This is a genomic window from Acinetobacter sp. YWS30-1, assembly GCF_033558715.1.
Classification (GTDB): Bacteria; Pseudomonadota; Gammaproteobacteria; order Pseudomonadales; family Moraxellaceae; genus Acinetobacter.
The window spans coordinates 2,077,075-2,102,177 of record NZ_CP114606.1 but is presented as its reverse complement, the minus strand read 5'-3'; the positions used below and the strand labels follow the sequence as shown (position 1 = coordinate 2,102,177).

Below are 25,103 nucleotides of genomic sequence, written 5' to 3'. Positions count from 1 at the left end.
CTTTTTCTTTATTATGGCTGTTTTTCATTAATGAGCTGTAAAGGTTGAAGTAAAACTTCGTGCTTCACGGCGTGCATCCGGATCTGAAGGCATTGGATAAGGTGCAGCAGCACGTACTGCCGCTTCTACACTGGCTTTCATATCTGGATCACTGGCACTCACCACCACAGAAACCACAGAACCACTATCGCTCAAAGTGACCCGAGCAGTCGCTTTCTGGCCTGAGGAGCCCACTGGGGTATCCCATGCACGTCTGATTTTATTTTCGAAATCACGTTTTGCAGTAGAGGCAATTCGCTTAGATTCCGCTTTTTTCTGTGCAGCTTCTTCAGCAGCCTGTTTGGCTGCAGAGGCTTTGGCATCAGCTTCTGCTTTGGCTTTCGCATCTGCATCTGCTTTAGCCTTTGCCGCAGCCTCAGCTTTATGTTTAGCATCCGCCTCTGCTTTAGCTTTTGCAGCGGCATCAGCTTTACGTTTAGCTTCGGCCTCTGCTTTAGCTTTCGCCGCAGCGTCAGCTTTGTGCTTGGCATCTGCTTCCGCTTTAGCCTTCGCAGCCGCGTCAGCTTTACGTTTAGCTTCAGCCTCTGCTTTGGCTTTTGCCGCAGCGTCAGCTTTATGTTTAGCATCCGCTTCTGCTTTAGCTTTTGCAGCCGCATCGGCTTTACGTTTAGCTTCGGCATCTGCCTTGGCTTTTGCCGCAGCATCCGCTTTTGCCTTGGCTTGAGCCTCTGCTTTTTGCTTGGCGGCTAAATCAGCCTTTTTCTGCGCTTCAAGTTTGGCTTTTTGCGCAGCATCGGCTTTACGTTGTGCTTCTACTTCAGCCTTACGCGCTGCTTCAGCTTCGGCTTTAGATTTTTGTGCAGCCTCTGCTTTGGCTTTGGCAGCAGCCTGTTTTGCCTGGTCAGCAGCTTCAGCACGTTTTGCTGCTTCGGCTGCTTGCTGGGCGGCTTTGGCTTGAGCAAGCTCTGCTGCTTTGGCTTCTTGCTGAGCTTTTTGAATATCGATCTGTGGGGGTGCTGGTGCAGGCTGCGGTGCCGGAGGTGTCGGTGCAGCTGCTGTTGGCACTACAGGCGCAGGCTCTACACTCGGTTCAGCAGTTTGGGTAATTTCTTCTGCAATATTTTCATGTGCAGTTTCTTCAAACTCAGTTTCTTCACGAGTCACCGGCTTGAGGTCTTCAGGTTTAATTAAGACCGTTTTAATCTGTTTTGGCGGTTCAGGTGGCTTACTCATGCCCAGAAAAAGCAGGCCCACCAAAGCAACTGCATGGATTCCTAGCGTAAACCCAATTGCAATTGCTTTCTTTTGAAACGGTGGTTTCTGATAATTTTTCATACTTTATTCTAATGGCTTGGTCAGTAAACCCACTTGGGACAAACCGGCATCCTGCAGGCTTGACATCAAGGCCATCACATCGCCATAAGGGCGGGTGGTATGACCATTGATCACGACATTGAGGACCTTGTTTTCACTTTCAGCAGTGCTTTGCGCTTCTATCAAAGTCTGCGTCAAAGCCTCTAGGGTGATAGGACCTGTGGTTTGATTTTTATATTCCAGAAAATAAGTACCATCTTCTTTTAAAGTAACGATCGTAGGCGCATCTTTGGATTCGATTGGTAAGCCATTGGCTTGCGGCAAATCGACCTTGATGCCACTGGTAATCATTGGGGCAGTCACCATGAAAATGACCAGAAGTACCAGCATCACATCGATGTATGGCACCACATTCATGTCACTTTTCAGTGGTTTTTTAATACGCTCGAAGCGTCCTGAACGTTGAATGGCCATTAGTCATTGTCCTGCGTAGCGCCCACAGATTGACGTTGCAGCAGAGCCACCATTTCTTCAGCGAACAGAGCACGGTCAGAGTACAGTGCTTCACCTTTAGATGTGAAATGGTTAAAGGCTAAAACCGCAGGAATTGCAGCAAATAAACCAATCGCCGTTGCAATCAGGGCCTCTGCAATACCAGGTGCGACAGTGGCCAAAGTAACCTGATCGACATCTGCCAGACCAATAAAGGCATTCATGATGCCCCAGACGGTACCAAACAGACCGACATAAGGAGCGACTGAACCAATACTGGCCAGCGCACCCAAGCCTTGTTCCAGATGCCCCTGATCACGACTTAAACCTACACGCAGAATACGCTCAGTACCTTCAATTGACTGGGCAGTTGGAGCATGGCGTTTTTTAAGTTTAAGGAACTCGCCCAGACCCTGATAGAAGATATCTTCCAGACCAGTACGTTTGGAATTGAGCTGGGCATTATTATAAAGCGTCTTGAGTTCGGCACCTGACCAGAAAATTTTCTGGAAATGATCGTCGTCAGCCTGAGCCTTTTTATAGCTCATGGTTAACTTGGCAATCAGGTACCAGCTGTACAACGAGGCTAACAGGAGAGAAAGCATCACCAGTTGTACGACAGGGCTTGCTTGTAAAATAAGATCTGAGACTTGAAGAGATGATTCTAACTGAGTTGCCATAGCTGTTACGTGTGCCAAATAATTTTTTTAGTCTTGTTCCAATTCTTTATGAATCAGTTCGCGGATTTCATCAGGAAGACGACGTGGTTTCATGTCTGCACTAATACATGCCAACTCGACCTCACCAGATGCAAGCATGATTTCACCACGATAAATATTTTGTTGCAATACAAATGATGAAGCTTTACATGAAATGACACGTGCAGTCACGGTAATCAGGTCATCCATGAGGATTGGGCGCATATATTTGACATTAATTTTGTGCACAACAAAGTTGTAGTCGGACTGATGCCAGTAGTGACTCACTCCGGAAGCACGTAACCATTCAGTACGGGTACGTTCCATATAGCGAATATGGTTAGCGTGGTAGACAATGCCACCCGCATCAGTATCTTCAATATAGACGCGGATATTGAATTCAAAGTGATTCGCCATAGTTTTGTTCCATGCAGATTTTACGAAATTATTGCTTGTTTTTAGAGGCTGGAGCAGGCTTAGAATTTGCCTTATTCATTCCAAAAGTCAAGCAATTTAGCGCGTCAAAGTTTAGCACTGTGAGCTTTGAGACCAATGGCACAAGATGTCAAATCTGGATGGAGTAGGAGCTAAGCTATTACGGAACGGCCAATTGCTTATTAATACGGCGAAGTAAAAGCATGAATGAGACCAGTCACTCATGCTTGAGGAACTAAGAATCAGCTTTTGTTATTTTGCTTCCAGCTCGCTTGTACCTGATTAGCTACTTTTGGATAATCCAGAATAAAACGGACATGACTTTCTACACCGGTTTTTAAAGTCGCATCATCGACTATAAAATTCGGGTTATGGTTTGGTGCTGCTTTGGCTGGGTCCTGATCGGCTGGCGTTGCACCGACGAAGACAAACAATGATGGCATCAGCTTGCCATAATAAGCAAAGTCTTCACTGGCACTAGCATTGTTATCAAGCAGATGCAGTTTATTTTCACCATTCACCTTAGCCAGAGTCGGACGCATCAATTCGGTCAAGGTTTTGTCATTGGTGGTAACAGGTGCATAGGGTGCAATTTCTACTTTGAGTTTGACATCATTGGCTGCGGCATTGTGTTCCAGCATTTCCGGCAAGTCTTTTAAAATACCTTGACGTACATCTTCACTATTAGAACGAATCGTACCGACCATATTCACCTGATTAGGAATTACGTTTCCTGTGGTACCCCCCTGAATACTCCCAATACTGACCACGCCCATGCCTTTGGTCAGATCTGCTTTGCGGCTCACCAGACTTTGTAAATTATTAATCATCTGTGCAGAAGCATAGATGGGATCGCGACCTGCCCAAGGCATTGAACCATGTACCTGATGGCCATCTACCTGTATACGTAAATGATCCGCGCTATTGAGAATTGCACCATCTTTATAGAAAATATTGCCGCTTGGCATACCCGCCATCACATGCATTCCAAAAATCACTTCAGGCTGAGGATTCTTGAGTGCGCCATCAGCCAGCATTTTACGTGAGCCGATCTGATCACCTTGACTAAAGTTATCAATATCTGCACCGCCTTCTTCTGCTGGCTGGAATACAAAAACTACGGTGCCGGCAATCTTATCTTTATTGGTAGCGAGCACTTTGGCTGCACCTAATAGCATTGCAGTATGCGCATCATGACCGCAGGCATGCATCACATAAGTTTCCTTGCCTTGATAAATACCTTTCTGCTTGCTGGCGAAAGGTACAGCTGCCGTTTCCTGAATCGGCAAGGCATCCATATCTGCACGTAATGCCATGACTGGGCCAGGTTTTGCACCCTTTAGAACGCCGATCACGCCTGTTTTGGCATAACCTTTACGTACTTCAATACCATAGGACTTTAATTCTTTTTGTACTAATTCCGAGGTTTTGAATTCCATATTGCCCAGTTCAGGATATTGGTGAATATGCTGGCGCAGTTTGATGGTATGCGCTTCGGCTACTTTAACAGAATCGTCTACCCAATCTGCTAAAGCCAGTTGACTACAGAATAGAAGAGGGAGACAAAGTGAAAGCGTCTTATGCATGTTCATATCAGGGAGAACCTTAAAAATCTGAATAGAGTTAAAGAGATGCCTGAGCATTACATAATGCACTACATTTGACCAAAACCCTCTGAATATGGATTTCATACCTTTTCGGTATATTCATTTTTAGTACTTGCTGATAAAGGGAATTTTACAGAGGTAGATATTGTAAAATTATGTAATTATAAAAATTTAACGGTCTATTTTATTTAAAAAATTCAAACTAATAGGGAATTATTAAAAGGAATTTGTATCTGATTTAAAAAAACTTTCATTATCTAAGTTTCAACTATTTCTCTAAGTTAAATACTATTTTGGCATTAAAGTTGCTTTGGTTATTTCATAATTATTATTGATAGAATTTTAACAGAAATAGCCTAAGTATTTGCTTAAAGAGCAATAACTATAATAGCTAAATAAACTACTTAATAATAAAGATTCGAGTTTGTGCTTTTGGAGCTAATTGATTGCAGTAGTCAATTAGCTCTTTTTCTTTATGATAAAAAATGGCTAAGCCAAAAGAATTTTAACCCTTACTTCGGCTCAGGCGGCGTTATGCCAAACTGTAAATAAGCCATATTGGTCGCAATACGACCGCGCGCAGTACGCATCACATAACCTTGCTGAATCAGATAAGGCTCAATCACATCTTCCAGCGTACCTGAATCTTCTGCCATTGCTGCTGCCAAAGCTTCTACACCCGCCGGGCCACCATCAAAGCGTTCTAGCAACATCGACAGGTAACGACGGTCGAGAGTATCCAAGCCATCTTTATCCACGTTCAACATATCTAATGCACGTTGAGCCATTTCCTGAGTGACTTCACCTGTGCCTTTGACTTGAGCATAGTCACGTACACGACGCAATAAACGGTTGGCAATACGCGGTGTACCACGTGAACGACGTGCAATTTCTTTTGCGCCATCTTCGGTCATTGGAACATCCAAGAGGCTTGCAGAACGTTTCACAATATGAGTGAGGTCATCGACTGAATAGAATTCCAGACGCTGCACAATCCCGAAACGGTCACGAAGTGGAGAAGTGAGTAGACCAGCACGTGTGGTTGCAGCGACCAAAGTAAATGGTGGTAAGTCCAATTTAATCGAACGGGCAGCAGGGCCTTCACCAATCATGATATCCAGCTGGTAGTCTTCCATGGCTGGATACAAAATTTCTTCAATCACAGGTGACAGGCGGTGAATCTCGTCAATAAACAGGACATCACCTTCTTCAAGATTGGTCAGCATTGCTGCCAGATCGCCCGCACGTTCTAGTACTGGACCTGAAGTCGATTTGAGATTGCCACCCATTTCACGGGCAATAATATTCGCTAACGTCGTTTTACCTAGACCTGGAGGTCCAAAGATCAAAGTATGATCGAGAGCTTCAGCACGGCCACGAGCAGCACCAATAAAGATTTCCATTTGCTCACGCACCACGGGCTGACCGATATAGTCATCGAGGGAAGCCGGGCGGATGGCACGATCAAAATGATCTTCGGGTTTTTCAGAACCACTGATGAGACGGTCTTGCATATCTATTAACTTAATCTCTTTATCGAAGCTGTTTGATGCTGCAGAAACAGCCTCAAATAATGATTTGTGTTTAACTGCCATTGTGTAGGCGTTGTCTTACTTTTGAAAGATCAAAAGTAACAAAAATCTTTTGTTGAGTTGAAGGTACTTCCTGTACCTCAACTCAAACGGCGACATCCATGTCGCCAAAGCTCGAACAAATTTTGGATTGAAAATTTGCTCATAGGTAAATTGCTTATTTATTCATCGACTTTAATGCAGCACGGATGATGTCACTGGCTTCGGTAAACTCACCTTTGGCTGCATTCACCAGTTTTTGCGCTTCAGCCGGTTTATAACCGAGAGATTGTAATGCTGCTTCAGCTTCAGCTACGGCTGAATTGCCCATAAACTGAATTTGTGGCGCTGTCGAGTTGCTTGGAGCAGTGCCCGCAGACATAGCTTTAAAGCGGTCGCGCAGTTCAATCATTAAACGTTCAGCAGTTTTCTTGCCGACTCCAGGCACTTTAACCAACGTATTTACATCTTCATTCTCAACAGTATGGATCAGCATCTCCACACTTAAAGTTGAAAGAATGCCGAGTGCCATTTTCGGGCCAACGCCGTTCACTTTTAATAAAGTGCAGAAAATGGTTTTTTCCTGAGCATTTAAAAAACCATACAGTAATTGTGCATCTTCACGCACAGCCAGATGCGTCCACAGGGTAATTTTCTGGCCTTTTTGCAACTGGCAAAAAGTAGTGAGTGGTGTATCAATTTCATAACCCACACCATTCACATTTAATAATACAGTCGGTGCTTCCAGCGCCAGCACTTCACCAATCAGACATCCAATCATCTTTTATCATTACTCAATTCAGTTTTGCAGCATAGTAGTCAGCATTTTCAGGAAAGGCAAAATCTCCTTCTGCAAAACAGGTGATTTTGCTGCAATAAGCATCTAATCCAGCCAGATGTTTTATAACAATCCGGCTTTATTACCCTGCAATTCCTGTGACAGGTTATAAGCCTGATGATCCGAGAATTTCGAGATAATATCCAGCACCTGCATGATATTGTCATAATGGCTGTCTTTAAAATTCGCTCCTGAACGTTGCAGAATCGACATTAACCGCTGTTCCTTAAAGCTTAGGTTTTTATGCGGTGTGGTCAGCGGGATAAAGGCATCCAGAATATTTTGCAGACTTTGATGGGCAATGATTTCTAAGCCTGCTTTTTGTGGATGTTCAAAAATCTTGTCACGTGCCAGTTCTTTGGCACGATTAATACCACTTTCAATATCCGATGAACAGTACTGCAATAAAGTGCCTTGTAACTGGCCAGACAGAATCTGGTCATGATGGCGTGCAAAAGCAGTCGTCACTTCATTCACCAGACGTTTCATCACACGGCCACGCAGTGCAGCAATTTTCTGTTGCCAGGTCGTATCAGGCATACCGATCTCGGAAGGCGTGCCATAATCTCCGAGCAGATTTAAAAATACCGGTTCTACTTCAGCATAGCTAAGCATGTTCAGGCTAATGCCATCTTCTAGGTCAATCAGGGCATAGCAGATATCATCCGCTGCTTCGAGTAAATAGGTCAGTGGGTGACGACAATATTGATACTCACCGAGCTGGATCAGTCCAAGCTCTTCCGCGATCTGCTTTAAAATCTCTTTTTCTGCCTGATAGCAGCCAAACTTGGCACGGCTACTGGCAGGTAAATCTACCTGCGATGCCATGGTTTTTGACAGCCACGGATATTTTAAATAAGCACCCAAAGTGGCATAGGTCAGGCGCATGCCGCCATCATTTGGATGATAGTCAATCTTGGTTAGAAGCCGCAGGCCTTGGGCATTGCCTTCAAACTGACGTACATCTGCTTCCTGTTCAGGACTTAAATCTTTTAAGAAGTCAGTATGTGATACATCATCAAACCATTCGCGGATCGCATATTCACCGGCATGGCCAAAAGGCGGGTTGCCAATATCATGGGCCAGACAAGCGGCTTGAATGATGGCGCCCACATCCGCTGGAGACACCCAGGGTGGAAGCTGGTCTTTAATTTTCTCTGCGGCCAACATCCCTAGCGAGCGGCCAATACAGGAGACTTCCAGTGAATGCGTCAGGCGCGTATGAATACCATCGTGCTGGGTTAAAGGATGCACCTGGGTTTTACGGTTGAGCTGCCGGAAGCTCTGGGAAAAAATAATACGGTCATAATCTTTGTGGAACGGGCTACGGGCCAGTTCTGTACTCTGCTTTTTACTACCAATCCGAACTGTCGAAAGCAGTTCCAACCAACGCATTTGAGTCATTTATCATTATTCAGTTCTCTACTTTCTGCATCATGCCAAAAAAGAGCGTAAAGCACTAGGGCAGTGCGACATGAATTGTCATTTTGAATTAGCTTAGCTGAAATACAGCGAAAGATTGTCAATTTGGTGACAGGGCTGAGCCAGCAATTTCAGGCAAATTATGACCATAATAAAATCAATTTGCAGACCAAATATGACCACAGCACACGCTACACCACCTAATATTTTACTCATCGTCGCTGATGATCTGGGCTTTTCTGATCTGGGTGCATTTGGCGGAGAGATCCAAACACCACATTTAGATGCGATTGCCCTGGAAGGATTACGTTTAACTAATTTCCATACCGCTTCGACCTGTTCACCAACCCGTTCCATGCTGCTTTCCGGTACAGATCATCATCTGGCAGGATTGGGTTCCATGGCCGAAGCCATACGACCTGAACAGAAAGGCCAACCGGGTTATGAGGGGTATTTAAATGATCAGGTTGCGGCTCTACCGGAACTGTTACATGATGCAGGCTATTACACCATCATGTCTGGAAAATGGCATCTGGGCTTAACTCCAGACCGTTTTCCGGCACGCCGTGGTTTTGAAAAGTCATTTACCTTGCTCCCGGGTGCAGCCAATCACTATGCTTTTGAACCCGATATTCCAGAAGAAGAAATCCCGGGCCTGTTGAAAGTAACTCGTGGGCTCTATGCAGAAAATGATAAATACATTACGGCATTGCCGGAAGACTTCTATAGTTCGGACTATTTCACAGATCGCTTGCTAGATTATCTGCAAGATGATGAGAGTCGTGCAGAACGCTCATTCTTTGCCTATTTACCATTTTCAGCACCACACTGGCCTTTGCAAGCCCATCCGGAAGATATTGCCAAATACAAAGGCGTATATGATGAAGGTCCTGAAGTATTACGTCAGAAGCGTTTAGCCAAAATCAAAGAGCTCGGTTTAGTAGGTGAAGATGCTACGATTCATCCAGTATTGGCGAAAACTAAATTCTGGAACAGCTTAACGGATGAAGAAAAGCAGTTCTCGGCGCGAACCATGGAAGTCTATGCAGCAATGGTCGATCGTATGGACCAGAATCTTGGTCGCGTGATTGAATACCTGAAACAGACTGATCAATACGACAATACCATTATTATTTTTCTTTCGGATAATGGGGCAGAAGGCGCGCAGCTGGAAGCATTACCAGTCTTTGGTCCTGATATTGAGACCGTAATTGCCAAATATTATGACAATCGTCTGGACAATATTGGTAAAGGTAATTCTTATGTCTGGTACGGTGAGCATTGGGCACAGGCGGCCACAGCGCCATCTCGTTTATATAAAGCACATACCAGTGAAGGTGGAATTCGTACACCGGCATTCATCAAGCATCAGGGCTTCGCACGCCAAAATGGCATCAGTCATGAGTTTTTAACGGTGATGGATCTACTGCCTACTTTACTGGAAACATTGAATATCCAGCATCCGGGACAGCAGTATAAAGGCCGGGAACTGGTGCCTCTACGTGGTAAAAGCATTCTGCCGTATTTGCAGCAACAGCAGGCCTATATTCATGCTGAAGACCATATCACGGGTTGGGAGCTGTTCGGACAAAAAGCTTTGCGTAAAGGGGATTGGAAAGCCTTGTTTATTCCTGCACCGAATGGCCCAAACAGATGGCAACTTTATAACCTGGCAGAAGATGTGGGTGAAACTGAAGATCTAGCAGAGCGTTATCCAGAAAAATTACAGGAGCTGCTGGCCGACTGGAAAGTTTATGTACGAGAAAATGGTGTGGTAGAAATTGAAGGCGGGGGAATTTTATTAAATAAAACTGCCTGAGCTAATCTTATTAGGGGATCGAATTTCAAAACTAAACAGATATTCGTGAGAATGAACTAAAAATAAAAAACAGGTCAAACGGCCTGTTTTTTATAGAGCAATAATTTTGATAGAAAGTAAATCTTAGTCTGTGGACTGAATATTTAATATAGTTGATCATCATTCAGACAGATGGCAAAAAGCAGCGCAGCTACCTATTTTTGATCAAGAAATAATAAAGAAGTCAATCCTTGGCTCATTTTTATTAAAAATAGAGATTAAATTTTAAACCGCTTGATATGATCAATAGTGTTGAAAAATAATACAAAATTTTTAAGTTGAATTATTCTTGACGGGTTTTAATTTTTCTTTAACAAATTGTGTTAAGCTGTGCGACTACATTCAATTTTTTTATCTGAAAATAAAAGCATTATTTATAAAATGCTATAGCTTTTCGCTTGAGTTTTCTCATTTCCTCTCTAGCCGATTTATATATTTCACAGTAGAATATGCGCTCTCTCAAGTCACATTGTGGCATGGTCGCTCGATCATCCCGTGGAGCCAAAATCAGCATGTTTATCGTTGCCGGTGCACCTGCACATTCTTCTTTTAAGAAAGCTCAACTACTCACACGTTTATCGTCAATTAGTTCTGTTCAATCACTAGAAAGTCAATTTGTTTATCTTTTTGACCAAGCGCTCAACGAGCAACAACAGCAATCCGCTTTACAGCTTCTCAACGATGGTCAATCATTTGAACTGCACCAGGCTGCAAGTGATGAAATCCAGATTCTGGTGACACCGCGTGTCGGCACGATTTCACCGTGGTCATCAAAGGCAACTGATATTTTTGCCAACTGTAATACACCGGTTCATCGTTTAGAACGCGGTGTTTTGTTTACTTTGAAAGGCGAAAAAGAGCTTTCTAAAGAAGCATTACAGATCTTGCATGACCGCATGACTGAAAGCGTTTTCAATGCGATTGAAGATGCTGCAGTGTTGTTTACTGAAACTGCTCCGAAACCTTTGAACTCGATTGATATCCTGGGTCAAGGTAAAGAGGCATTGGTAAAAGCCAATAATGAGTTCGGTTTTGCGCTGTCTGAACAGGAAATTGATTACCTGACAGAAGCGTTTACCAAACTGGGTCGTAATCCGAACGACATCGAACTGATGATGTTTGCTCAGGCAAACTCAGAGCACTGCCGTCATAAAATCTTCGGTTCTGAATGGACGATTGATGGTGAAGTTCAACCATTGTCATTGTTCCAGATGATCAAAAATACCTATAAAGAATCACCAACAGACGTATTGTCAGCCTATAAAGACAACGCATCGGTGATTGTTGGTTTTGATACGCAACGTTTCTATCCGACTCAAGAAGATAACGGTCAACACGTTTATAAATACAAGAGCCAGGCCGCTCACATCCTGATGAAAGTGGAAACTCACAACCACCCAACAGCGATTGCACCATTTGCCGGTGCAGCAACTGGTTCAGGCGGTGAGATTCGTGACGAAGGCGCGACTGGTCGTGGTGGTAAACCGAAAGCTGGTTTAACGGGTTTCACCGTATCTAACCTGAATATTCCTGGCTTCGAACAGCCTTGGGAAGAAAACTATGGCAAACCTTCACGTATGGCATCTCCACTTCAAATCATGATTGAAGGTCCATTGGGTGGTGCTGCGTTTAACAACGAATTTGGTCGTCCAGCGCTGACGGGTTATTTCCGTACCTTCGAACAAAACGTCAATGGCGAAGTGAAAGGTTTCCATAAGCCAATCATGATCGCGGGTGGTTACGGTAACATCCGTCCGGACCACGTTGAAAAAGATGCGATTCAACCAGGCGATCTACTGATCGTGCTTGGCGGTCCAGCAATGCTGATCGGCCTTGGCGGTGGTGCTGCATCATCTGTAGACAGCGGTAAACTGGGTGAAAACTTGGACTTCGCTTCTGTACAACGTGAAAACCCGGAAATGGAACGCCGTTGTCAGGAAGTGATTGATACTTGCTGGCGTATGGAAGATGAGAACCCGATCGTTTCTGTACATGACGTCGGTGCGGGCGGTATCTCGAATGCTATGCCTGAACTAGTTAATGACCACGAGCTTGGTGCGGTGCTTGATCTGCGTAAGATCCCATCGCTTGAGCCAGGCATGTCGCCAATGGAAATTTGGTCTAACGAAGCACAAGAGCGTTATGTACTTGCGATCCGTCCAGAATCTCTATCTCTATTTGAATCAATCTGTGCGCGTGAACGTTGTCCATTTGCGGTATTGGGTGAAGCCACTGAAGCGCGTCATTTAACCGTTGAAGATCCATTGTTCGGCAACAAGCCAGTGGATATGCCAATGCAGGTGATGCTTGGTGGTACACCACGTATGAGCCGTTCATATGAAACTGCTCCGCGTAAAGGCGATGACTTTGATGCGTCTAAAGTCACTGATCTGAAAGATGCGATTTATCGCGTGATCAAGAATCCGACTGTGGCTTCTAAATCATTCCTGATCACCATTGGTGACCGTTCGATTACCGGTATGGTGGCACGTGACCAGATGGTTGGTCCATGGCAGGTTCCTGTGGCTGATGCTGCAGTAACAACAACCAGCCTTGTCGGTTACACAGGTGAAGCAATGGCAATGGGTGAACGTCCACCAGTTGCATTGTTAAACCCAGCGGCTTCTGCACGTTTATCAGTTGCTGAATCGATCTCAAATATTATGTCTGCGAAGATTGATCAAATCAGCGACATCAAACTGTCTGCAAACTGGATGGCTGCTGCAGGTCAACCGGGCGAAGACCAAGCATTGTTCGAAGGTGTAAAAGCCATTGGTATGGAAATGTGCCCTGCACTGGGCATCGCAATTCCAGTCGGTAAAGACTCATTGTCAATGCGTACCACCTGGAATGACGAAGGCGAAGACAAATCTGTTACTTCTCCAATGTCAGGCGTGATCACTGCATTTGCACCTGTAACTGATGTTCGTAAGACATTAACCCCTGAGCTGAAAAATATTGAATCTGTACTGGTTCGTATTGATTTGTCTAAAGGTCAGTTCCGTTTAGGCGGTTCGATCTTGGCTCAGGTGTATAAAGCCATCGGTTCTGTAACTCCAGATGTTGATAGCTTCGATGACTTCAAAGCATTCTTTGCACTGGTTCAAGACTGGAACAACCGTGGTCTGATCAAGGCTTACCATGACATCGGTGATGGTGGATTACTGGCAACTGTTGCGGAAATGATGTTTGCTGCACGTCTAGGCGTAGCGCTAGAAGACCAATCAGTTGAAGCATTGTTCGCTGAAGAAATCGGTGCAGTTCTGCAAATCGCGAAAGCAGATTGGGAAGCATTACAAGCAGAAATCGCAGCTTCAACTTTGAAAGATGCGATCTCTGTAGTGGGTACAGTGAATAACTCTGACCAGTTATCTGTAAATGGTCTGGTACTGGGACGTGCTGACCTGCAAGTGGCTTGGACTGAAGTTTCTCATCAAATCCAGCGTCTGCGTGACAACGTAGAAACTGCTGATCAAGAATTTGCATTAGTAACAGACAAAGCACACAAAGGTTTGATTGCTCAACCGACATTTGATCTGAATGAACAAATCGAAGCGCCGTATATTAATTCACGTCGTCCAAATATGGCGATTCTGCGTGAGCAGGGTGTGAATGGTCATGTGGAAATGGCAGCAGCATTCGACAAAGTCGGCTTCAACACTGTTGACGTACACATGAGTGACCTGCTTGCTGGTCGTATCAGCCTGGATGACTTCGAAGGTCTGGTCACTTGTGGTGGCTTCTCTTACGGTGACGTATTGGGCGCAGGCGGTGGTTGGGCGAAATCAGTATTGTTCAACCAGCAACTTCGTGACCAGTTCGAGAAATTCTTTAACCGTCAGGAGACCTTCTCTCTAGGGATCTGTAATGGTTGTCAGATGCTGTCACAATTGGCTCCACTGATTCCAGGTGCAGATGCTTGGCCTCGTTTCCATCGCAACAAGTCGGAAGTATTTGAAGCACGTAGCGTCAATGTTCGTGTAGAGAAATCTCACTCTGTATTGTTAGAAGGTATGGAAGGCTCGATTCTTCCAATCGCTGTGGCACATGGTGAAGGTCGCGTAGTAGCATCGGCTGAAAGCATTGCTGCATTGAATGCCAATAATCAGGTGATTATGCGTTATGTGGATAGCCAAGGTAATGCGACTGAGCAATATCCATTGAACCCGAATGGTTCGCCTGAAGGGATCTCTGGTGTCACTTCGAAAGATGGTCGTGCGACTATCTTGATGCCACACCCTGAGCGTAACTTCCGTGCGATCCAGCACTCTTGGAAACCAGAAGACTGGGATCAAGACGGTGCTTGGTTACGTATGTTCCGTAATGCACGTAAGTTCATTGGTTAATCTGCTTTAGCTTCAAAAAATGGGTCGCAGCAGCGGCCCTTTTTATAATTTGAACTTATGGGAAATTAGTAAAACTAGAAAAATCATTTACTTTTGTTTAGACTAGCTTCATCAATTGCCACCAGTGGGTGGCTTTTTGCTTTCTAAGCAGTTTGAAACATTTATTTAATTTTCTCCCGCTGAACTGGTTTAGATTTTGCTTTTATATCTGCATAGAAGTGATATTGTGTAAATAATGCACAATATTTATGCACTTTAAAGGAAAGATGGTATAGATCAGTTCAGTATCAACACTCAAGAATGAGGTGATGACATGGCTAAGATGCTCAGAATAATGGATAGAACAGAATTACGTCAGAAAGGTTGGTGGTTATTTGGTTTTGTCGTTGGCCTACAGGTGCTGTTCTTGGTAGGTAGTTATTTGCTACAGGGTTCTTGATCAACAGATTTAAAAAAGCCACCGAGAGGTGGCTTTTTTATTGCTAAACAGTGGGTTGAATCTGCTTTAACGTTACCTTCAGCGTATTCACATAATCAAAAGCATTATTAATACTGTGCTGATAACACCAAGCGATATAACCAACCGGCCTAACCAGAATTACACAGATTCATGAAATTTCAGACTTGCCATCCCAAGTGCCATACACATAATGAGAAACAATCCGAATCACATCCAAATATGGCAAGTTCAGCGATTCAGCTGCCTGACTCCAGCCTTCACCCGATTCAGTGTCGAATACTGCGTCATGCAAGACACTATGTGTATACCTGAAACAGGAATAAATGTATGAGATGCAAAGTCTGGTCATGCATAGAAGGTAATTATATGAGTTTTCGTATAAGCTATTGATCTATTAGTATTTTCAATATGTTGGCCTAAATCGTATGATAAGCACCTGTTTTTTGAAGTGAGCAATCTATGGAACTTCGACATTTACGCTATTTTATTACCGTGGCGCAGGAGCAGAGTTTCACTAGGGCTGCTGAAAAGCTGTTTACGGCTCAACCTTCTTTAAGCCAGCAGATTAAAGATCTGGAGCAGGAAGTTGGCGTTAACCTGTTTGAGCGTTCTTCACGAAAAATACAGTTAACCGATGAAGGTAAGGCCTTTTTAATCTATGCAGAAAAAGCTCTAGAAAATGCCAAATTGGCCGTTGCGTCAGCACGACAGGTGGCCCAGCAGAAAAATAACCAGATTCATATTGGTTTTCTGAATGTTGCCGAACTAAAAGTCATGCCACATATTTTGGCCAAGTTGAAAAAGACCATGCCAGATCTGAAAATTCATCTGCATAGCCTGTTCTGTCTGGAACAGCTTCAACGTCTAAAAAATGCTGAACTAGATCTAAGTATTACCCGTTTTCAGATGGATCATCCAGATTTTGACAATATTCATTTATTGACAGAACAAATTCACTTGGTTGCAGCCAAGCATTTGCACCCAACCGATCGAATACTGAAATTACAAGAACTGAAAAATCATACGATTATTATGTGTGATCAGAATGCATCACCTGTATTTTACGAAAGACTCAATGCCTTGATGTCCTTTGATCAGCTAAAGCACGATCAGGTGCTGTGGGTGACCAATGTGCTACAGCATATTAACCTGATCAATATGGGTATGGGTTTTAGTTTTGCTCCCGATTATTTATTACGTTTCCTGAATGATGAAGTGAAAGTGATCCAGACAGATCGACCTTTACCCCAGGTAGAACTATATGCAACATTTAACAAGAACTCTCAAAATCCAGCATTGAATATTATTACCGAAGCCCTTAACAATACGGTAAATGCTTGAAAAACTTGTAGGGATATATGCTTAAACTGATTTATTACGTACCAGATGAAAACCTGGAGGAAACCAAGAAGGCTGTCTTTGCAGCAGGTGCAGGTGGGATTGGTGAATATACCGACTGTGCCTGGCAAGTACTGGGAACTGGACAATTTAAGCCACAGCGCGGTGCAGATCCTCATATTGGGGAAATCGGCCAGCTGGAAAATGTGGAAGAATGGCGGGTCGAAATTCTTGTACCTGATGAAAAGGCTGTTGAAGTGGCGAAAGCTCTAAAAGACAGTCATCCTTATGAAGAACCGGCATTTGAATTTATACAGCTCTTAGATATAAAAGTTTAAATTTTAGAAGTGATATAAACCGACGGTGCATTAGTGTTGATGTGCCGTCTATATATTAAAAACACCCAATCTGCTTTTATTATTATAACCCGAATCATGGATAAGAAATTCAGTTGAAAAAAAAGATGGCTAAGTTGATAAGTGAGTTACCACACAAACTATTTAACCAGCCATCCTATGTTCGAGTTTACAACTTTATTCTGTACGATTGACGATTTTTTTCAGAAAAATGAAGCCATCTATTGGCAATATTTAAAACAAGAAAATCCGAAGGTCAGGCAGAGATCAGGGGTTCTTTGTTTATCTGAAATCATTTTTATCGCGGTCTGGTATAAGAACTCTCAACTTCATCATTTCAAAGCCTTTTATGGCATGATACAGCGCTTTTATTATAAGCTTTTCAAGGCCCTCCCATCCTATCAGCGGATGGTTCATTTAATCAATCAACATCAACTCGCACTTCAAGCATTGCATATTTCTCTAACTTCTAGCGCTCAAACAGCTTGTGCCTGGGTTGATTCTACAACTTTACCCGTATGTAAGAATCAGCGTATCCAACGTCATAAATCTTTAAAAAAGATTGCCACACGAGCTAAAAGCTCAATGGGGTGGTTCTATGGATGTAAATTACATGTATTAGTAGATGCTCAGGGTCAATTTATTCAGACCCAACTGTCAAATGGCCATACTTCAGATATAAAAATTCTGCCGAAGCTAGCTCAAGGCTACATCGGTAAAATCTTTGGTGATCGTGGCTACATCAGTGAAACTTTAAAAGAAAAATTGGTAAAGCAGGATATTGAATTAATTACCTATCATCGCAAGAATATGCGACCAGTGAAGCTATCATCAGAAGATGAAATGATGCTAAGACAACGCAATAAAATAGAGACCATCTTTAGCTTACTGAAGCAACAATATAACTTGGTAAGCAGTCGCCATCGTTCCATTTCAGGTTATTTGGCTGGGATTTATGCATCCTTGTGTGCTTATCAAATCTGTCATCACAATAAGCCTCAATTTACAACGATGTAAAACTAGGCTTATCCATGATTGGGGTTATTTAGATTTTTCTAATATACTTAATTAAGCGACATCCATGTCATCAAATATTAAGTAAATTAATATTCTTAAATCCTTTAAATACTATTTTTAAACTCAAACCTTCTGAATAAACAGCTCTCGATCAAAACGATACTGCGGGAAGAACACGCCATCTTTGGCACGTTCACCAGCACCAATCACCATCACCGGATATTGCTGATCATTCAGGTCCAGAATTTCACGAACCATTGGTTCATCGAAACCTTCCATCATACAGCTATCAAAACCATAAGCACGTAAAGCCAGTACCAGGTTTTCACAGGCTAATGCTGTGGTTTTACTTGCCCATAGTTTGGCATCGGCAGGACTAAATGCGGAAACCGGCATTTGTTTATCGAGTGTACGTGCTACTTTGAAAGCAACTTTCTTAAAGTTACCAAAGGCATTTAAATAACCGGTTTTGTAGTTGTATGGAATGTACTTATAGTACTTTTTAATGGCTGGTGGAGCCTCAGGAAATGGAAACTCGCTGATATTCAGTTTTGCCATTTCATCTACACGGTCAGTACGTGCCACACAGACAATCAGTTCTGAAGCTGTTTTAGCAGCAAGCTGGCTCATACATGCTTTAACCAGACGTTTTTTCTTGGAGGGGTTTTGCACCACATAAAATGTCCACGGCTGCAGGTTTGAAGAGTTTGGTGCCAGCAAGGCCAAATCCAGACAGGCATCGAGGACCTCGGCAGGAATTGGCTTCTTGGTAAATTTACGCACTGAACGGCGGCTTTCGATGACCTTTCGGAAATTGTCTACATCAATATCCTGAGGTGCAGGTTCGTAATAACGTTTCTTTTCAGGATTTGAACTATCGGTTGTTTGAGAAGTCGTTTGGGAGTTTTCATTAGTCATAAGCTAGATTCTTTCAAAAAAATAAAAGATTGAGGCAGTCTAAACTGCCTCAATTAAAAGATAAGTTTCAGAATTAGTTGAATTGTGTGAAATCAGGTTTCCGTTTTTGTATAAAGGCTTGAACCGCTTCCGTCATTTCAGGTGAACCCACACGTTTCATAAAGATCTCAGCTTCATCATCAATACACTCGATAATTTCAGCCAGATTATGTTTCATTAATGCTTTGGTCTGCTTAATGGAAGCAAGTGGTAAAGCAGCCAAAGTTTGTGCCTGTTTTTCAGCAGCAGCATAGACATCTTCCTCAATGCTATTTACCAGACCTGCGCCCAATGCTTTTTCACTATTAAACCGTTGTGCCGTAAGCAATAGCTCAGCCGCTTTATGATAGCCAGCTTGTTGTACTAACAGCTTACTTGAAGCACCTTCAGGAGACAGGCCAAGACTAACAAATGGAATCTGGAACAGGGCAGTATTGTCACTATAAACCAGATCAGCATGCAGCAGAATCGTTACCCCGATACCAATCGCAACGCCACGAACGGCTGCAATTAAAGGCTTGGAAAATTTTGCAGCAGACTTCAACAGGACAAAAGGAGGGGTATCGCCAGCCTTAGCTTGCAGAGGTGTCTGAATAAACTTCATGAAGTCCTGCATGTCATTGCCGGCACTAAAGTCTGCGTCTTGACCACGTAGAATCACGACACGCACACTACTATCCTGATCCGCTTCATCCAGTGCCTGTGCGATCCATAGATATAGTTCGCCGTAAAGCGCATTTTTTGCTTCAGGACGGTGAATGGCTAAGGTCAATACGCCATGGTCTAAATTCGCATTTAAATGCTGATGCGGTTGTTGAATACAGCTCAGTGTCATCGTACTATCCTTGCTTTATTAATATGAATTTATTGGCGCTTATTATGTCGCAAAAAATTCCCTGCGGCATAACTGATGCGTTCATAAAAGTAAGATGTGCTATGAAGTATAAATTTGATTACCTGGTGTTTATTGGTCGTTTTCAACCTTTCCATCTGGCCCATATGCAAACGATTAAAATTGCCTTGCAGCAGAGCCAGCAGGTGATTCTGGCATTAGGCTCAGCACAGCAAGAACGTAATATTAAAAATCCATTTCTGGCCACTGAACGTGAAGAAATGATCCTGTCGAATTTTTCTGAAGCAGATCAGAAACGGATTAAATTTGTCCATGTCATTGATGTCTATAATGATGAAAAATGGCAAAAACTGGTGAAATCGCTGGTGTCTGAAGTAGTTGAAGCAGAAGCAAAAGTTGGTCTAATTGGACACTTTAAAGATGAATCTTCTTATTATTTAAGTTTGTTCCCGGAATGGGAAATGGTGGAACTGGATAGCTTGGTTGGCGCTATATCCGCCACTCCTTTACGTGAAGCGTATTATCGCGGTGAAGTGGTGGAATCGGCTTTTCCTTTAGGCACCAGTGAGTTTTTACATAAATTTAAAAATAATGAGATTTATCAACAATTGGTCAACAAGTTTGAACTAAATGATAAAACAAATCTGGGCTAAAACCGTTTTAAGGTAGTGAGTTCATTTGATTGTTAAGGATGAACACAATGAATCTATTCCTGAAAAATATAGCTTATGCGGGTGCTCTATCTGCTATGTGTATATCGGCTGCGTATGCTAAAAGCTGGATATTGACGCCTCAAAGTAGTGTCGGCTTTAGCATTAACTCCTTGGGTTTGAATGTGGTAAAGGGAAATTTTCAAGAGTTCAAGGCAACCATGCAGTTTGATCCCGATCGGCCACAACAGTCATCTACTGAGTTCACTATGCAGGTGGATAGCCTGGAGGTTTCCAAACCTAGCCTTAAAAATATGATTATGGGTGAGGACCTGTTTCATGCATCGCGCTATAAAACAGTCAATTTCAAAAGTACCCAGTTTAAGCCAAATGGTACGAATCGTTATCAGGTCATGGGTCAACTCACTCTAAGAGGGGTTACTCGACCAGTAGTTTTCGATACCACGCTGACACCGAACAAGGCTAATCCTAATCTACTCGATGTGAAATCAACCACGGTAATTAATCGCTCAGATTTTGGGATGAAGAAAGCCACTGCAGGCGTGGGTGAAAAAGTTAATATTCACCTAATGGGACAGTGGAAAACCCAATAATCTGATATTCAATTTCTGTGAATTCGGCAGGACATCATAGAACTGCTTATTGAATTGGATTATTCATACATTGTTCTGCCTGTTCCAGAATGACTTTGGTTAACTGTTTTAGAGCGGGAGACTGCTGTTTCCAGTGATGCCAATATAAAGGTACATCACAACAGCATTCAGGCAGTATTTCGATCAGTGTCCCATTTTGAATCCGGTCCGCAATTTGATAGTCCGGCACCAAACCATATCCTAATCCTGAAAAAATAGCATCCGCAAAGGCGGTCGAGGAGGGGATATAGTGAAAAGGAAAACATTGCTGGTTTAAACCAAATTGAGCTAACAGTAGATGGCTATGTAAATGATCCTGATCATTATAAATTACAGCAGGTGCCTTACGCAGTGATTCCCGGTGAATGCCTTGTTTAAACCAGGAATGCACAAAAGCAGGTGTTGCGACCATTCTATAATGCATCTGCCCGATAAAATGAGCCTTACAGCCCGGCATGGCTTCACTCTCACTGCTAATGCAGGCATTGACTTGACCCTGCTCTAGAAGCTTATGAGTTTCACTTTGAACAGCGACCTGAAGATTCAAAGTGATTTTCTCTGCAAGCAGGGTGGTGTTCAGACAGGGAAATAACCAGGTCGCGAGTGAATCTGCATTTACCGCAATATGAATCGAGCTAAATTCTGCTTTATTTTGACCATTTAATTGCTGGATCAATTGCTGCTGCAACAGGCGTTGATGCTGCAAATAATTCAGTAAGGTTTGACCGGCATTGGTCACTTTACAAGGACGCTCACGTAGTACCAGAACTTGCCCCAGATCTCTTTCCAGATTTTGCACTCTTAAAGTGACTGCCGAAGCCGTTATATTTAATACTTTTGCGGCAGCATCAAAACTTTGGGTTTCTGCAACAGCCAGAAAAGCATCACAGTTTTTAGAATTAAGTGGCATAGCTTACCTAAATAAAATTTAGTCTAAATGATATTTTCTTAATTATATTTAATTGAAAAGAATAACATAGATAATGATCCCCATCTTTATAATTCCATGATATTCCAATGTTAAATGCATATATACAAGGTCTTGCAGTAGGCTTTAGCCTGATTATTGCCATTGGTGCACAAAATGCTTTTGTATTGAAGCAGGGCTTGAAACAGCAGTATGTCTTTGCGATCTGTATGTGTTGTGCCTTATCTGATGCAATATTAATTTTTGCCGGTGTTTTGGGGTTTTCACAATTGATGCTGGTCAATCCGCACTGGATCAATATGGCGAAATATCTGGGTGCAACTTTTCTGGCGATCTATGGCGCTCAGCATTTTTATCAGGCCTGGAAGAATGAGCAGCGTCTGGACACAGATCAAAAAGATGTGCCTTCTTTATATAAGGTTTTGCTGATTTGTTTGATGCTGACCTGGCTCAATCCGCATGTTTATCTGGATGCACTGGTCTTGATTGGTTCTATCTCCACCCAATATTCCAATGCGCAGATACAATTTGCCTTAGGAGCGATTAGTGCGTCCTTTGTATTCTTTTTTGGACTGGGCTATGCAGCACGTTATTTGCAACCTATTTTTCAGCGGCCACAAGCCTGGAAAATACTGGATATACTTATTGGCTGTGTAATGTGGTCGATTGCGGTTTCTTTAGTAAATTAAACTTATATTTGCAGCAACTCTAAAGAAAAAGGCATGATATTTCTATTCATGCCTTTTTGATTTTATGAAACACCTTAAGCAGCCTGTAAAGCTTTCAAATCTTCTAAAACCTGTTCAGCATGGCCAGCAGCTTTTACCTTGCGGTATTCTTTGACCAGCTTGCCATTATGGAAAATGAAGGTAGAGCGTTCAATGCCCATCACTTTCTTGCCATACATATTCTTTTCTTTAATGACATCAAAGTGTTTGCATAACACTTCCTCTTTATCACTGATCAGATTGATAGTCAGATTCTGTTTTTCAGTAAAGTTCTGGTGCGCTTTAACCGAATCACGTGATACGCCCAGAATAGTCGTATTGAGTGCATCAAACTGATCTTTTAAACAAGAAAAACCTACTGCCTGAGTGGTACAGCCAGGTGTCGAATCTTTAGGATAAAAATAGATAGCCAGCCATTCTGCATCCAGTTGGGCCAGATTAATTTCACCTGTAGTGGTTGAAAAAGTGTGCTCAGGTAAGCTGATCTCAGACATGGTTTCTCCAATTTTTCTAAATTTTTTCAAAAAAATAAGCCACATTATAGTGGCTTATTCTAGAAAAACATCCGTCAGGATTATTTCTTTTGAGCGGCTTTATTGGCTTCTGCAGCAAGTGAATTTAATTTACCTGCGAGCTGTGGGCCTACACAAGACTGCACATTCTGGCTTTGTTTTTTAACAAAGTCTAAAGTTGCAGGGTTTTTCTTCTGGTTAATGGTGCTTTGAATCTGCCATTTCTGAGCTTGAGTCAATTTACCTTCTGCATCTACTTCACATGTACAAAGCTTATTCACATCAGACAGGGTCAGTTTTTTGTACTTCACTGCCTGTTTGTATGGAATAGCACAGGCTTTAATTAAACCGTCACGTACATTTGAACTGCTTCCAGCATTTTTCATGGCAGTTGTGTATTCTTTTTTCATCGCCTCAAATTCTGCTTTTGCCTTAGCTGGATCATTATTTGCAAAAGATGCAGTTGAAAATAGGGCAGACAAAGAGAGTAGGCTAGTCGCAAGTAATTTGGCTTTAATATTCATAATATGGATTTATAACCTTGATCGATTTTAAAGGTAATAACGTGTCGGGTCTTCAACACCTGCATCAGCAAAACCTTGCTTGCGTAAACGACAACTGTCACATGTTCCACACGCACGTCCTTGGTCATCTGCTTGGTAGCAAGATACCGTTTGACTGTAGTCTACGCCATGTTCTAGGCCTAAGCGAATGATATTTGCTTTGGATAAATGTAACAAAGGTGTTTCAAATTTCAGGGCTTGACCTTCAACACCGACCTTGGTTGCAAGGCGTGCCATGTTGGCAAAAGCTTCAATAAATTCCGGGCGGCAGTCTGGATAACCTGAATAATCCACCGCATTAATCCCGATCACAATTGCCTCAGCACCGAACACTTCTGCAGCAGCCAAAGCATAAGATAAGAAGATGGTATTTCGTGCAGGTACATAGGTTACCGGAATACCTTCCTGCAATTGGTCTGGTACCTCAATGCTATGATCAGTAAGGGCTGAGCCGCCTAGGTTACCTAAATCAATATTGATGACACGATGTTCTACACCCGAGCGTTGAGCCAGCGCACGAGCTGCATCAAGTTCTGTAGTAGAGCGTTGGCCATACATAAAACTCAGTGCGATACATTCATAGCGTGCCTGCGCCCAAGCCAGACAGGTTGTTGAATCTAATCCGCCAGATAACAATACAATGGCACGAGGGCGCATAACAAATACTCCAATATAGTAAATTTACAAAAATTAACGACCAGTTTCATCATTCCATAACAACTTGTGCAGCTGCAGCTGGAAACGAACAGGGAGATGGTCTTCTAAAATCCATTGAGCCAGATCACGTGCCAATTGTGGCAAGCGCGCAGCTCCTTTTTCAACTGCAAAGGCAGGGGAGAACCAGACCGTACTGACTTTTTCATTCAACTGGTACTGTTCTACCTGCTGTTTTGACCATTCATAATCTTCACGATTACAGATCACAAACTTAATCTGGTCATGCTGAGTTAAATGATCCAGATTTGTAAGCAAATTTCGTGCAACTTCACCTGAAGTTGGTGTTTTTAAATCCAGAACTTTAGATACCCGTGCATCCACTTTAGAAACATCTAACGCACCACTGGTTTCTAAAGAGACTTCACAGCCTAAATCTGCAAGTCGCTGCATCAGGGGCAGGGCGTTCGGTTGCGCCAATGGTTCACCACCGGTCACACAGACATAAGGCGTTTTAAAATCAAGCGTGGTCTGGATGATGTCATCTAAAGATTTGCGCTCGCCACCTTCAAAAGAATAGGTAGTATCACAATAGGTACAGCGCAGTGGACAGCCGGTTAAGCGGATAAATACGGTCGGTAAGCCTGCAGTATTGGCTTCACCTTGTAATGAATAGAAGATCTCCGTAATGCGTAAGCCCGCAGACGGATCAGAAACTGGAATTGCGGAAGATCGAAGCGTATTCATAACAACATTAACCACTGAAAAATAAATAACAATGTATAAAAATAAAAATCCCTACGATCATTGCTGACCGTAGAGACGAGGAGCAGTTGAAGCTCCGGGGAACACA

At 42.9% G+C, this 25,103-nt stretch carries 25 protein-coding genes; 9 read left to right on the top strand and 16 right to left on the bottom strand.

The window, feature by feature from the left end:
• Positions 1-27 precede the first annotated feature (27 nt).
• The 8 genes from tolA to O4M77_RS09830 form a co-directional block, all read right to left on the bottom strand.
• Entirely contained in the window at positions 28-1,335 is a 1,308-nt protein-coding gene (gene tolA, locus O4M77_RS09865) for a cell envelope integrity protein TolA (RefSeq protein WP_323713421.1), read from the bottom strand.
• 3 nt (positions 1,336-1,338) lie between these two features.
• The gene (gene tolR / locus O4M77_RS09860; protein ID WP_179992678.1) at positions 1,339-1,788 is read right to left on the bottom strand and encodes a protein TolR; all 450 of its coding nucleotides are present in this window, start codon (positions 1,786-1,788) and stop codon (positions 1,339-1,341) included.
• Positions 1,788-2,486, bottom strand: a complete 699-nt coding sequence (gene tolQ / locus O4M77_RS09855) for a protein TolQ (RefSeq protein WP_180033454.1) — start codon at positions 2,484-2,486, stop codon at positions 1,788-1,790. Before tolQ ends, tolR begins: the two co-directional genes overlap by 1 nt.
• Positions 2,487-2,513: 27 nt before the next feature.
• Positions 2,514-2,921 (bottom strand): tol-pal system-associated acyl-CoA thioesterase, encoded by a 408-nt coding sequence (gene ybgC, locus O4M77_RS09850; protein WP_034170923.1) that lies wholly within the window; start codon positions 2,919-2,921, stop codon positions 2,514-2,516.
• Positions 2,922-3,181: 260 nt separating this feature from the next.
• Positions 3,182-4,531: an amidohydrolase gene (locus O4M77_RS09845; protein ID WP_416359229.1), complete on the bottom strand. Its 1,350-nt coding sequence runs from the start codon at positions 4,529-4,531 to the stop codon at positions 3,182-3,184.
• Positions 4,532-5,058: 527 nt separating this feature from the next.
• Complete coding sequence (gene ruvB, locus O4M77_RS09840; RefSeq protein WP_180179062.1) at positions 5,059-6,060, bottom strand: Holliday junction branch migration DNA helicase RuvB; 1,002 nt, start codon at positions 6,058-6,060, stop codon at positions 5,059-5,061.
• Between the two features lie 235 nt (positions 6,061-6,295).
• Entirely contained in the window at positions 6,296-6,898 is a 603-nt protein-coding gene (gene ruvA / locus O4M77_RS09835; protein ID WP_323713420.1) for a Holliday junction branch migration protein RuvA, read from the bottom strand.
• Between the two features lie 120 nt (positions 6,899-7,018).
• Entirely contained in the window at positions 7,019-8,359 is a 1,341-nt protein-coding gene (locus O4M77_RS09830; protein ID WP_323713419.1) for a deoxyguanosinetriphosphate triphosphohydrolase, read from the bottom strand.
• Positions 8,360-8,552: 193 nt separating this feature from the next.
• Between O4M77_RS09830 and O4M77_RS09825 the strand changes: the two genes are divergently transcribed.
• The 3 genes from O4M77_RS09825 (at position 8,553) to O4M77_RS09815 (ending at position 15,020) form a co-directional block, all read left to right on the top strand.
• A complete protein-coding gene (locus O4M77_RS09825) occupies positions 8,553-10,196 on the top strand; it encodes an arylsulfatase (RefSeq protein ID WP_323713418.1) in 1,644 nt (547 codons plus the stop codon).
• Between the two features lie 551 nt (positions 10,197-10,747).
• Complete coding sequence (gene purL / locus O4M77_RS09820; RefSeq protein WP_323713417.1) at positions 10,748-14,581, top strand: phosphoribosylformylglycinamidine synthase; 3,834 nt, start codon at positions 10,748-10,750, stop codon at positions 14,579-14,581.
• Between the two features lie 313 nt (positions 14,582-14,894).
• Complete coding sequence (locus O4M77_RS09815; protein WP_257226172.1) at positions 14,895-15,020, top strand: KGW motif small protein; 126 nt, start codon at positions 14,895-14,897, stop codon at positions 15,018-15,020.
• 169 nt (positions 15,021-15,189) lie between these two features.
• On the opposite strand, the gene O4M77_RS09810 is transcribed toward O4M77_RS09815, so the two are convergent.
• Positions 15,190-15,333 carry a hypothetical protein gene (locus O4M77_RS09810; protein ID WP_323713416.1) on the bottom strand — a complete coding sequence of 48 codons (144 nt, stop codon included), beginning with the start codon at positions 15,331-15,333 and terminating at the stop codon, positions 15,190-15,192.
• Positions 15,334-15,500: 167 nt separating this feature from the next.
• Between O4M77_RS09810 and O4M77_RS09805 the strand changes: the two genes are divergently transcribed.
• The 3 genes from O4M77_RS09805 to O4M77_RS09795 all read left to right on the top strand — a co-directional run bounded on the left by O4M77_RS09805 (position 15,501) and on the right by O4M77_RS09795 (position 17,752).
• On the top strand, positions 15,501-16,382 hold the full coding sequence (locus O4M77_RS09805) for a LysR substrate-binding domain-containing protein (RefSeq protein ID WP_323713415.1): 882 nt from the start codon (positions 15,501-15,503) through the stop codon (positions 16,380-16,382).
• Between the two features lie 17 nt (positions 16,383-16,399).
• Entirely contained in the window at positions 16,400-16,717 is a 318-nt protein-coding gene (locus tag O4M77_RS09800) for an NGG1p interacting factor NIF3 (RefSeq protein WP_166139647.1), read from the top strand.
• Between the two features lie 177 nt (positions 16,718-16,894).
• The gene (locus tag O4M77_RS09795) at positions 16,895-17,752 is read left to right on the top strand and encodes an IS982 family transposase (protein ID WP_179992473.1); all 858 of its coding nucleotides are present in this window, start codon (positions 16,895-16,897) and stop codon (positions 17,750-17,752) included.
• A gap of 123 nt (positions 17,753-17,875) precedes the next feature.
• On the opposite strand, the gene O4M77_RS09790 is transcribed toward O4M77_RS09795, so the two are convergent.
• Both O4M77_RS09790 and O4M77_RS09785 read right to left on the bottom strand, forming a co-directional pair.
• Positions 17,876-18,670 carry a nitroreductase family protein gene (locus O4M77_RS09790; protein WP_166138362.1) on the bottom strand — a complete coding sequence of 265 codons (795 nt, stop codon included), beginning with the start codon at positions 18,668-18,670 and terminating at the stop codon, positions 17,876-17,878.
• 73 nt (positions 18,671-18,743) lie between these two features.
• Positions 18,744-19,544 carry an enoyl-CoA hydratase gene (locus O4M77_RS09785; RefSeq protein ID WP_323713414.1) on the bottom strand — a complete coding sequence of 267 codons (801 nt, stop codon included), beginning with the start codon at positions 19,542-19,544 and terminating at the stop codon, positions 18,744-18,746.
• 101 nt (positions 19,545-19,645) lie between these two features.
• Here O4M77_RS09785 and O4M77_RS09780 point away from each other — a divergent pair, with 101 nt between their 5' ends.
• Together O4M77_RS09780 and O4M77_RS09775 are read left to right on the top strand one after the other, a co-directional pair.
• The gene (locus tag O4M77_RS09780) at positions 19,646-20,215 is read left to right on the top strand and encodes a nicotinate-nicotinamide nucleotide adenylyltransferase (protein ID WP_004784571.1); all 570 of its coding nucleotides are present in this window, start codon (positions 19,646-19,648) and stop codon (positions 20,213-20,215) included.
• A gap of 47 nt (positions 20,216-20,262) precedes the next feature.
• On the top strand, positions 20,263-20,826 hold the full coding sequence (locus O4M77_RS09775) for a YceI family protein (protein WP_323714100.1): 564 nt from the start codon (positions 20,263-20,265) through the stop codon (positions 20,824-20,826).
• A gap of 46 nt (positions 20,827-20,872) precedes the next feature.
• Here O4M77_RS09775 and O4M77_RS09770 read toward each other — a convergent pair whose 3' ends face one another.
• Positions 20,873-21,775: a LysR family transcriptional regulator ArgP gene (locus O4M77_RS09770; protein WP_180130228.1), complete on the bottom strand. Its 903-nt coding sequence runs from the start codon at positions 21,773-21,775 to the stop codon at positions 20,873-20,875.
• 107 nt (positions 21,776-21,882) lie between these two features.
• Between O4M77_RS09770 and O4M77_RS09765 the strand changes: the two genes are divergently transcribed.
• On the top strand, positions 21,883-22,482 hold the full coding sequence (locus O4M77_RS09765; RefSeq protein WP_004784563.1) for a LysE/ArgO family amino acid transporter: 600 nt from the start codon (positions 21,883-21,885) through the stop codon (positions 22,480-22,482).
• A gap of 74 nt (positions 22,483-22,556) precedes the next feature.
• Here the strand turns inward: O4M77_RS09765 and O4M77_RS09760 are convergent, their stop codons facing one another.
• The 4 genes from O4M77_RS09760 to queE all read right to left on the bottom strand — a co-directional run bounded on the left by O4M77_RS09760 (position 22,557) and on the right by queE (position 24,997).
• Positions 22,557-23,015: a peroxiredoxin gene (locus O4M77_RS09760; RefSeq protein ID WP_323713413.1), complete on the bottom strand. Its 459-nt coding sequence runs from the start codon at positions 23,013-23,015 to the stop codon at positions 22,557-22,559.
• 80 nt (positions 23,016-23,095) lie between these two features.
• Positions 23,096-23,557, bottom strand: coding sequence for a hypothetical protein (locus O4M77_RS09755; protein WP_323713412.1), 462 nt, complete (start codon positions 23,555-23,557; stop codon positions 23,096-23,098).
• 27 nt (positions 23,558-23,584) lie between these two features.
• On the bottom strand, positions 23,585-24,253 hold the full coding sequence (queC, locus tag O4M77_RS09750) for a 7-cyano-7-deazaguanine synthase QueC (RefSeq protein WP_034704975.1): 669 nt from the start codon (positions 24,251-24,253) through the stop codon (positions 23,585-23,587).
• A gap of 33 nt (positions 24,254-24,286) precedes the next feature.
• On the bottom strand, positions 24,287-24,997 hold the full coding sequence (queE, locus tag O4M77_RS09745; RefSeq protein WP_005236680.1) for a 7-carboxy-7-deazaguanine synthase QueE: 711 nt from the start codon (positions 24,995-24,997) through the stop codon (positions 24,287-24,289).
• Positions 24,998-25,103 lie beyond the last annotated feature (106 nt).

Coding starts and splice junctions, on each gene's coding strand:
- tolA (WP_323713421.1), bottom strand. CDS start 1,335: ATGAAAAATTATCAGAAACCACCGTTTCAAAAGAAAGCAATTGCAATT.
- tolR (WP_179992678.1), bottom strand. CDS start 1,788: ATGGCCATTCAACGTTCAGGACGCTTCGAGCGTATTAAAAAACCACTG.
- tolQ (WP_180033454.1), bottom strand. CDS start 2,486: ATGGCAACTCAGTTAGAATCATCTCTTCAAGTCTCAGATCTTATTTTA.
- ybgC (WP_034170923.1), bottom strand. CDS start 2,921: ATGGCGAATCACTTTGAATTCAATATCCGCGTCTATATTGAAGATACT.
- O4M77_RS09845 (WP_416359229.1), bottom strand. CDS start 4,531: ATGAACATGCATAAGACGCTTTCACTTTGTCTCCCTCTTCTATTCTGT.
- ruvB (WP_180179062.1), bottom strand. CDS start 6,060: ATGCAAGACCGTCTCATCAGTGGTTCTGAAAAACCCGAAGATCATTTT.
- ruvA (WP_323713420.1), bottom strand. CDS start 6,898: ATGATTGGATGTCTGATTGGTGAAGTGCTGGCGCTGGAAGCACCGACT.
- O4M77_RS09830 (WP_323713419.1), bottom strand. CDS start 8,359: ATGACTCAAATGCGTTGGTTGGAACTGCTTTCGACAGTTCGGATTGGT.
- O4M77_RS09825 (WP_323713418.1), top strand. CDS start 8,553: ATGACCACAGCACACGCTACACCACCTAATATTTTACTCATCGTCGCT.
- purL (WP_323713417.1), top strand. CDS start 10,748: ATGTTTATCGTTGCCGGTGCACCTGCACATTCTTCTTTTAAGAAAGCT.
- O4M77_RS09815 (WP_257226172.1), top strand. CDS start 14,895: ATGGCTAAGATGCTCAGAATAATGGATAGAACAGAATTACGTCAGAAA.
- O4M77_RS09805 (WP_323713415.1), top strand. CDS start 15,501: ATGGAACTTCGACATTTACGCTATTTTATTACCGTGGCGCAGGAGCAG.
- O4M77_RS09800 (WP_166139647.1), top strand. CDS start 16,400: ATGCTTAAACTGATTTATTACGTACCAGATGAAAACCTGGAGGAAACC.
- O4M77_RS09795 (WP_179992473.1), top strand. CDS start 16,895: ATGTTCGAGTTTACAACTTTATTCTGTACGATTGACGATTTTTTTCAG.
- O4M77_RS09790 (WP_166138362.1), bottom strand. CDS start 18,670: ATGACTAATGAAAACTCCCAAACGACTTCTCAAACAACCGATAGTTCA.
- O4M77_RS09785 (WP_323713414.1), bottom strand. CDS start 19,544: ATGACACTGAGCTGTATTCAACAACCGCATCAGCATTTAAATGCGAAT.
- O4M77_RS09780 (WP_004784571.1), top strand. CDS start 19,646: ATGAAGTATAAATTTGATTACCTGGTGTTTATTGGTCGTTTTCAACCT.
- O4M77_RS09775 (WP_323714100.1), top strand. CDS start 20,263: ATGAATCTATTCCTGAAAAATATAGCTTATGCGGGTGCTCTATCTGCT.
- O4M77_RS09770 (WP_180130228.1), bottom strand. CDS start 21,775: ATGCCACTTAATTCTAAAAACTGTGATGCTTTTCTGGCTGTTGCAGAA.
- O4M77_RS09765 (WP_004784563.1), top strand. CDS start 21,883: ATGTTAAATGCATATATACAAGGTCTTGCAGTAGGCTTTAGCCTGATT.
- O4M77_RS09760 (WP_323713413.1), bottom strand. CDS start 23,015: ATGTCTGAGATCAGCTTACCTGAGCACACTTTTTCAACCACTACAGGT.
- O4M77_RS09755 (WP_323713412.1), bottom strand. CDS start 23,557: ATGAATATTAAAGCCAAATTACTTGCGACTAGCCTACTCTCTTTGTCT.
- queC (WP_034704975.1), bottom strand. CDS start 24,253: ATGCGCCCTCGTGCCATTGTATTGTTATCTGGCGGATTAGATTCAACA.
- queE (WP_005236680.1), bottom strand. CDS start 24,997: ATGAATACGCTTCGATCTTCCGCAATTCCAGTTTCTGATCCGTCTGCG.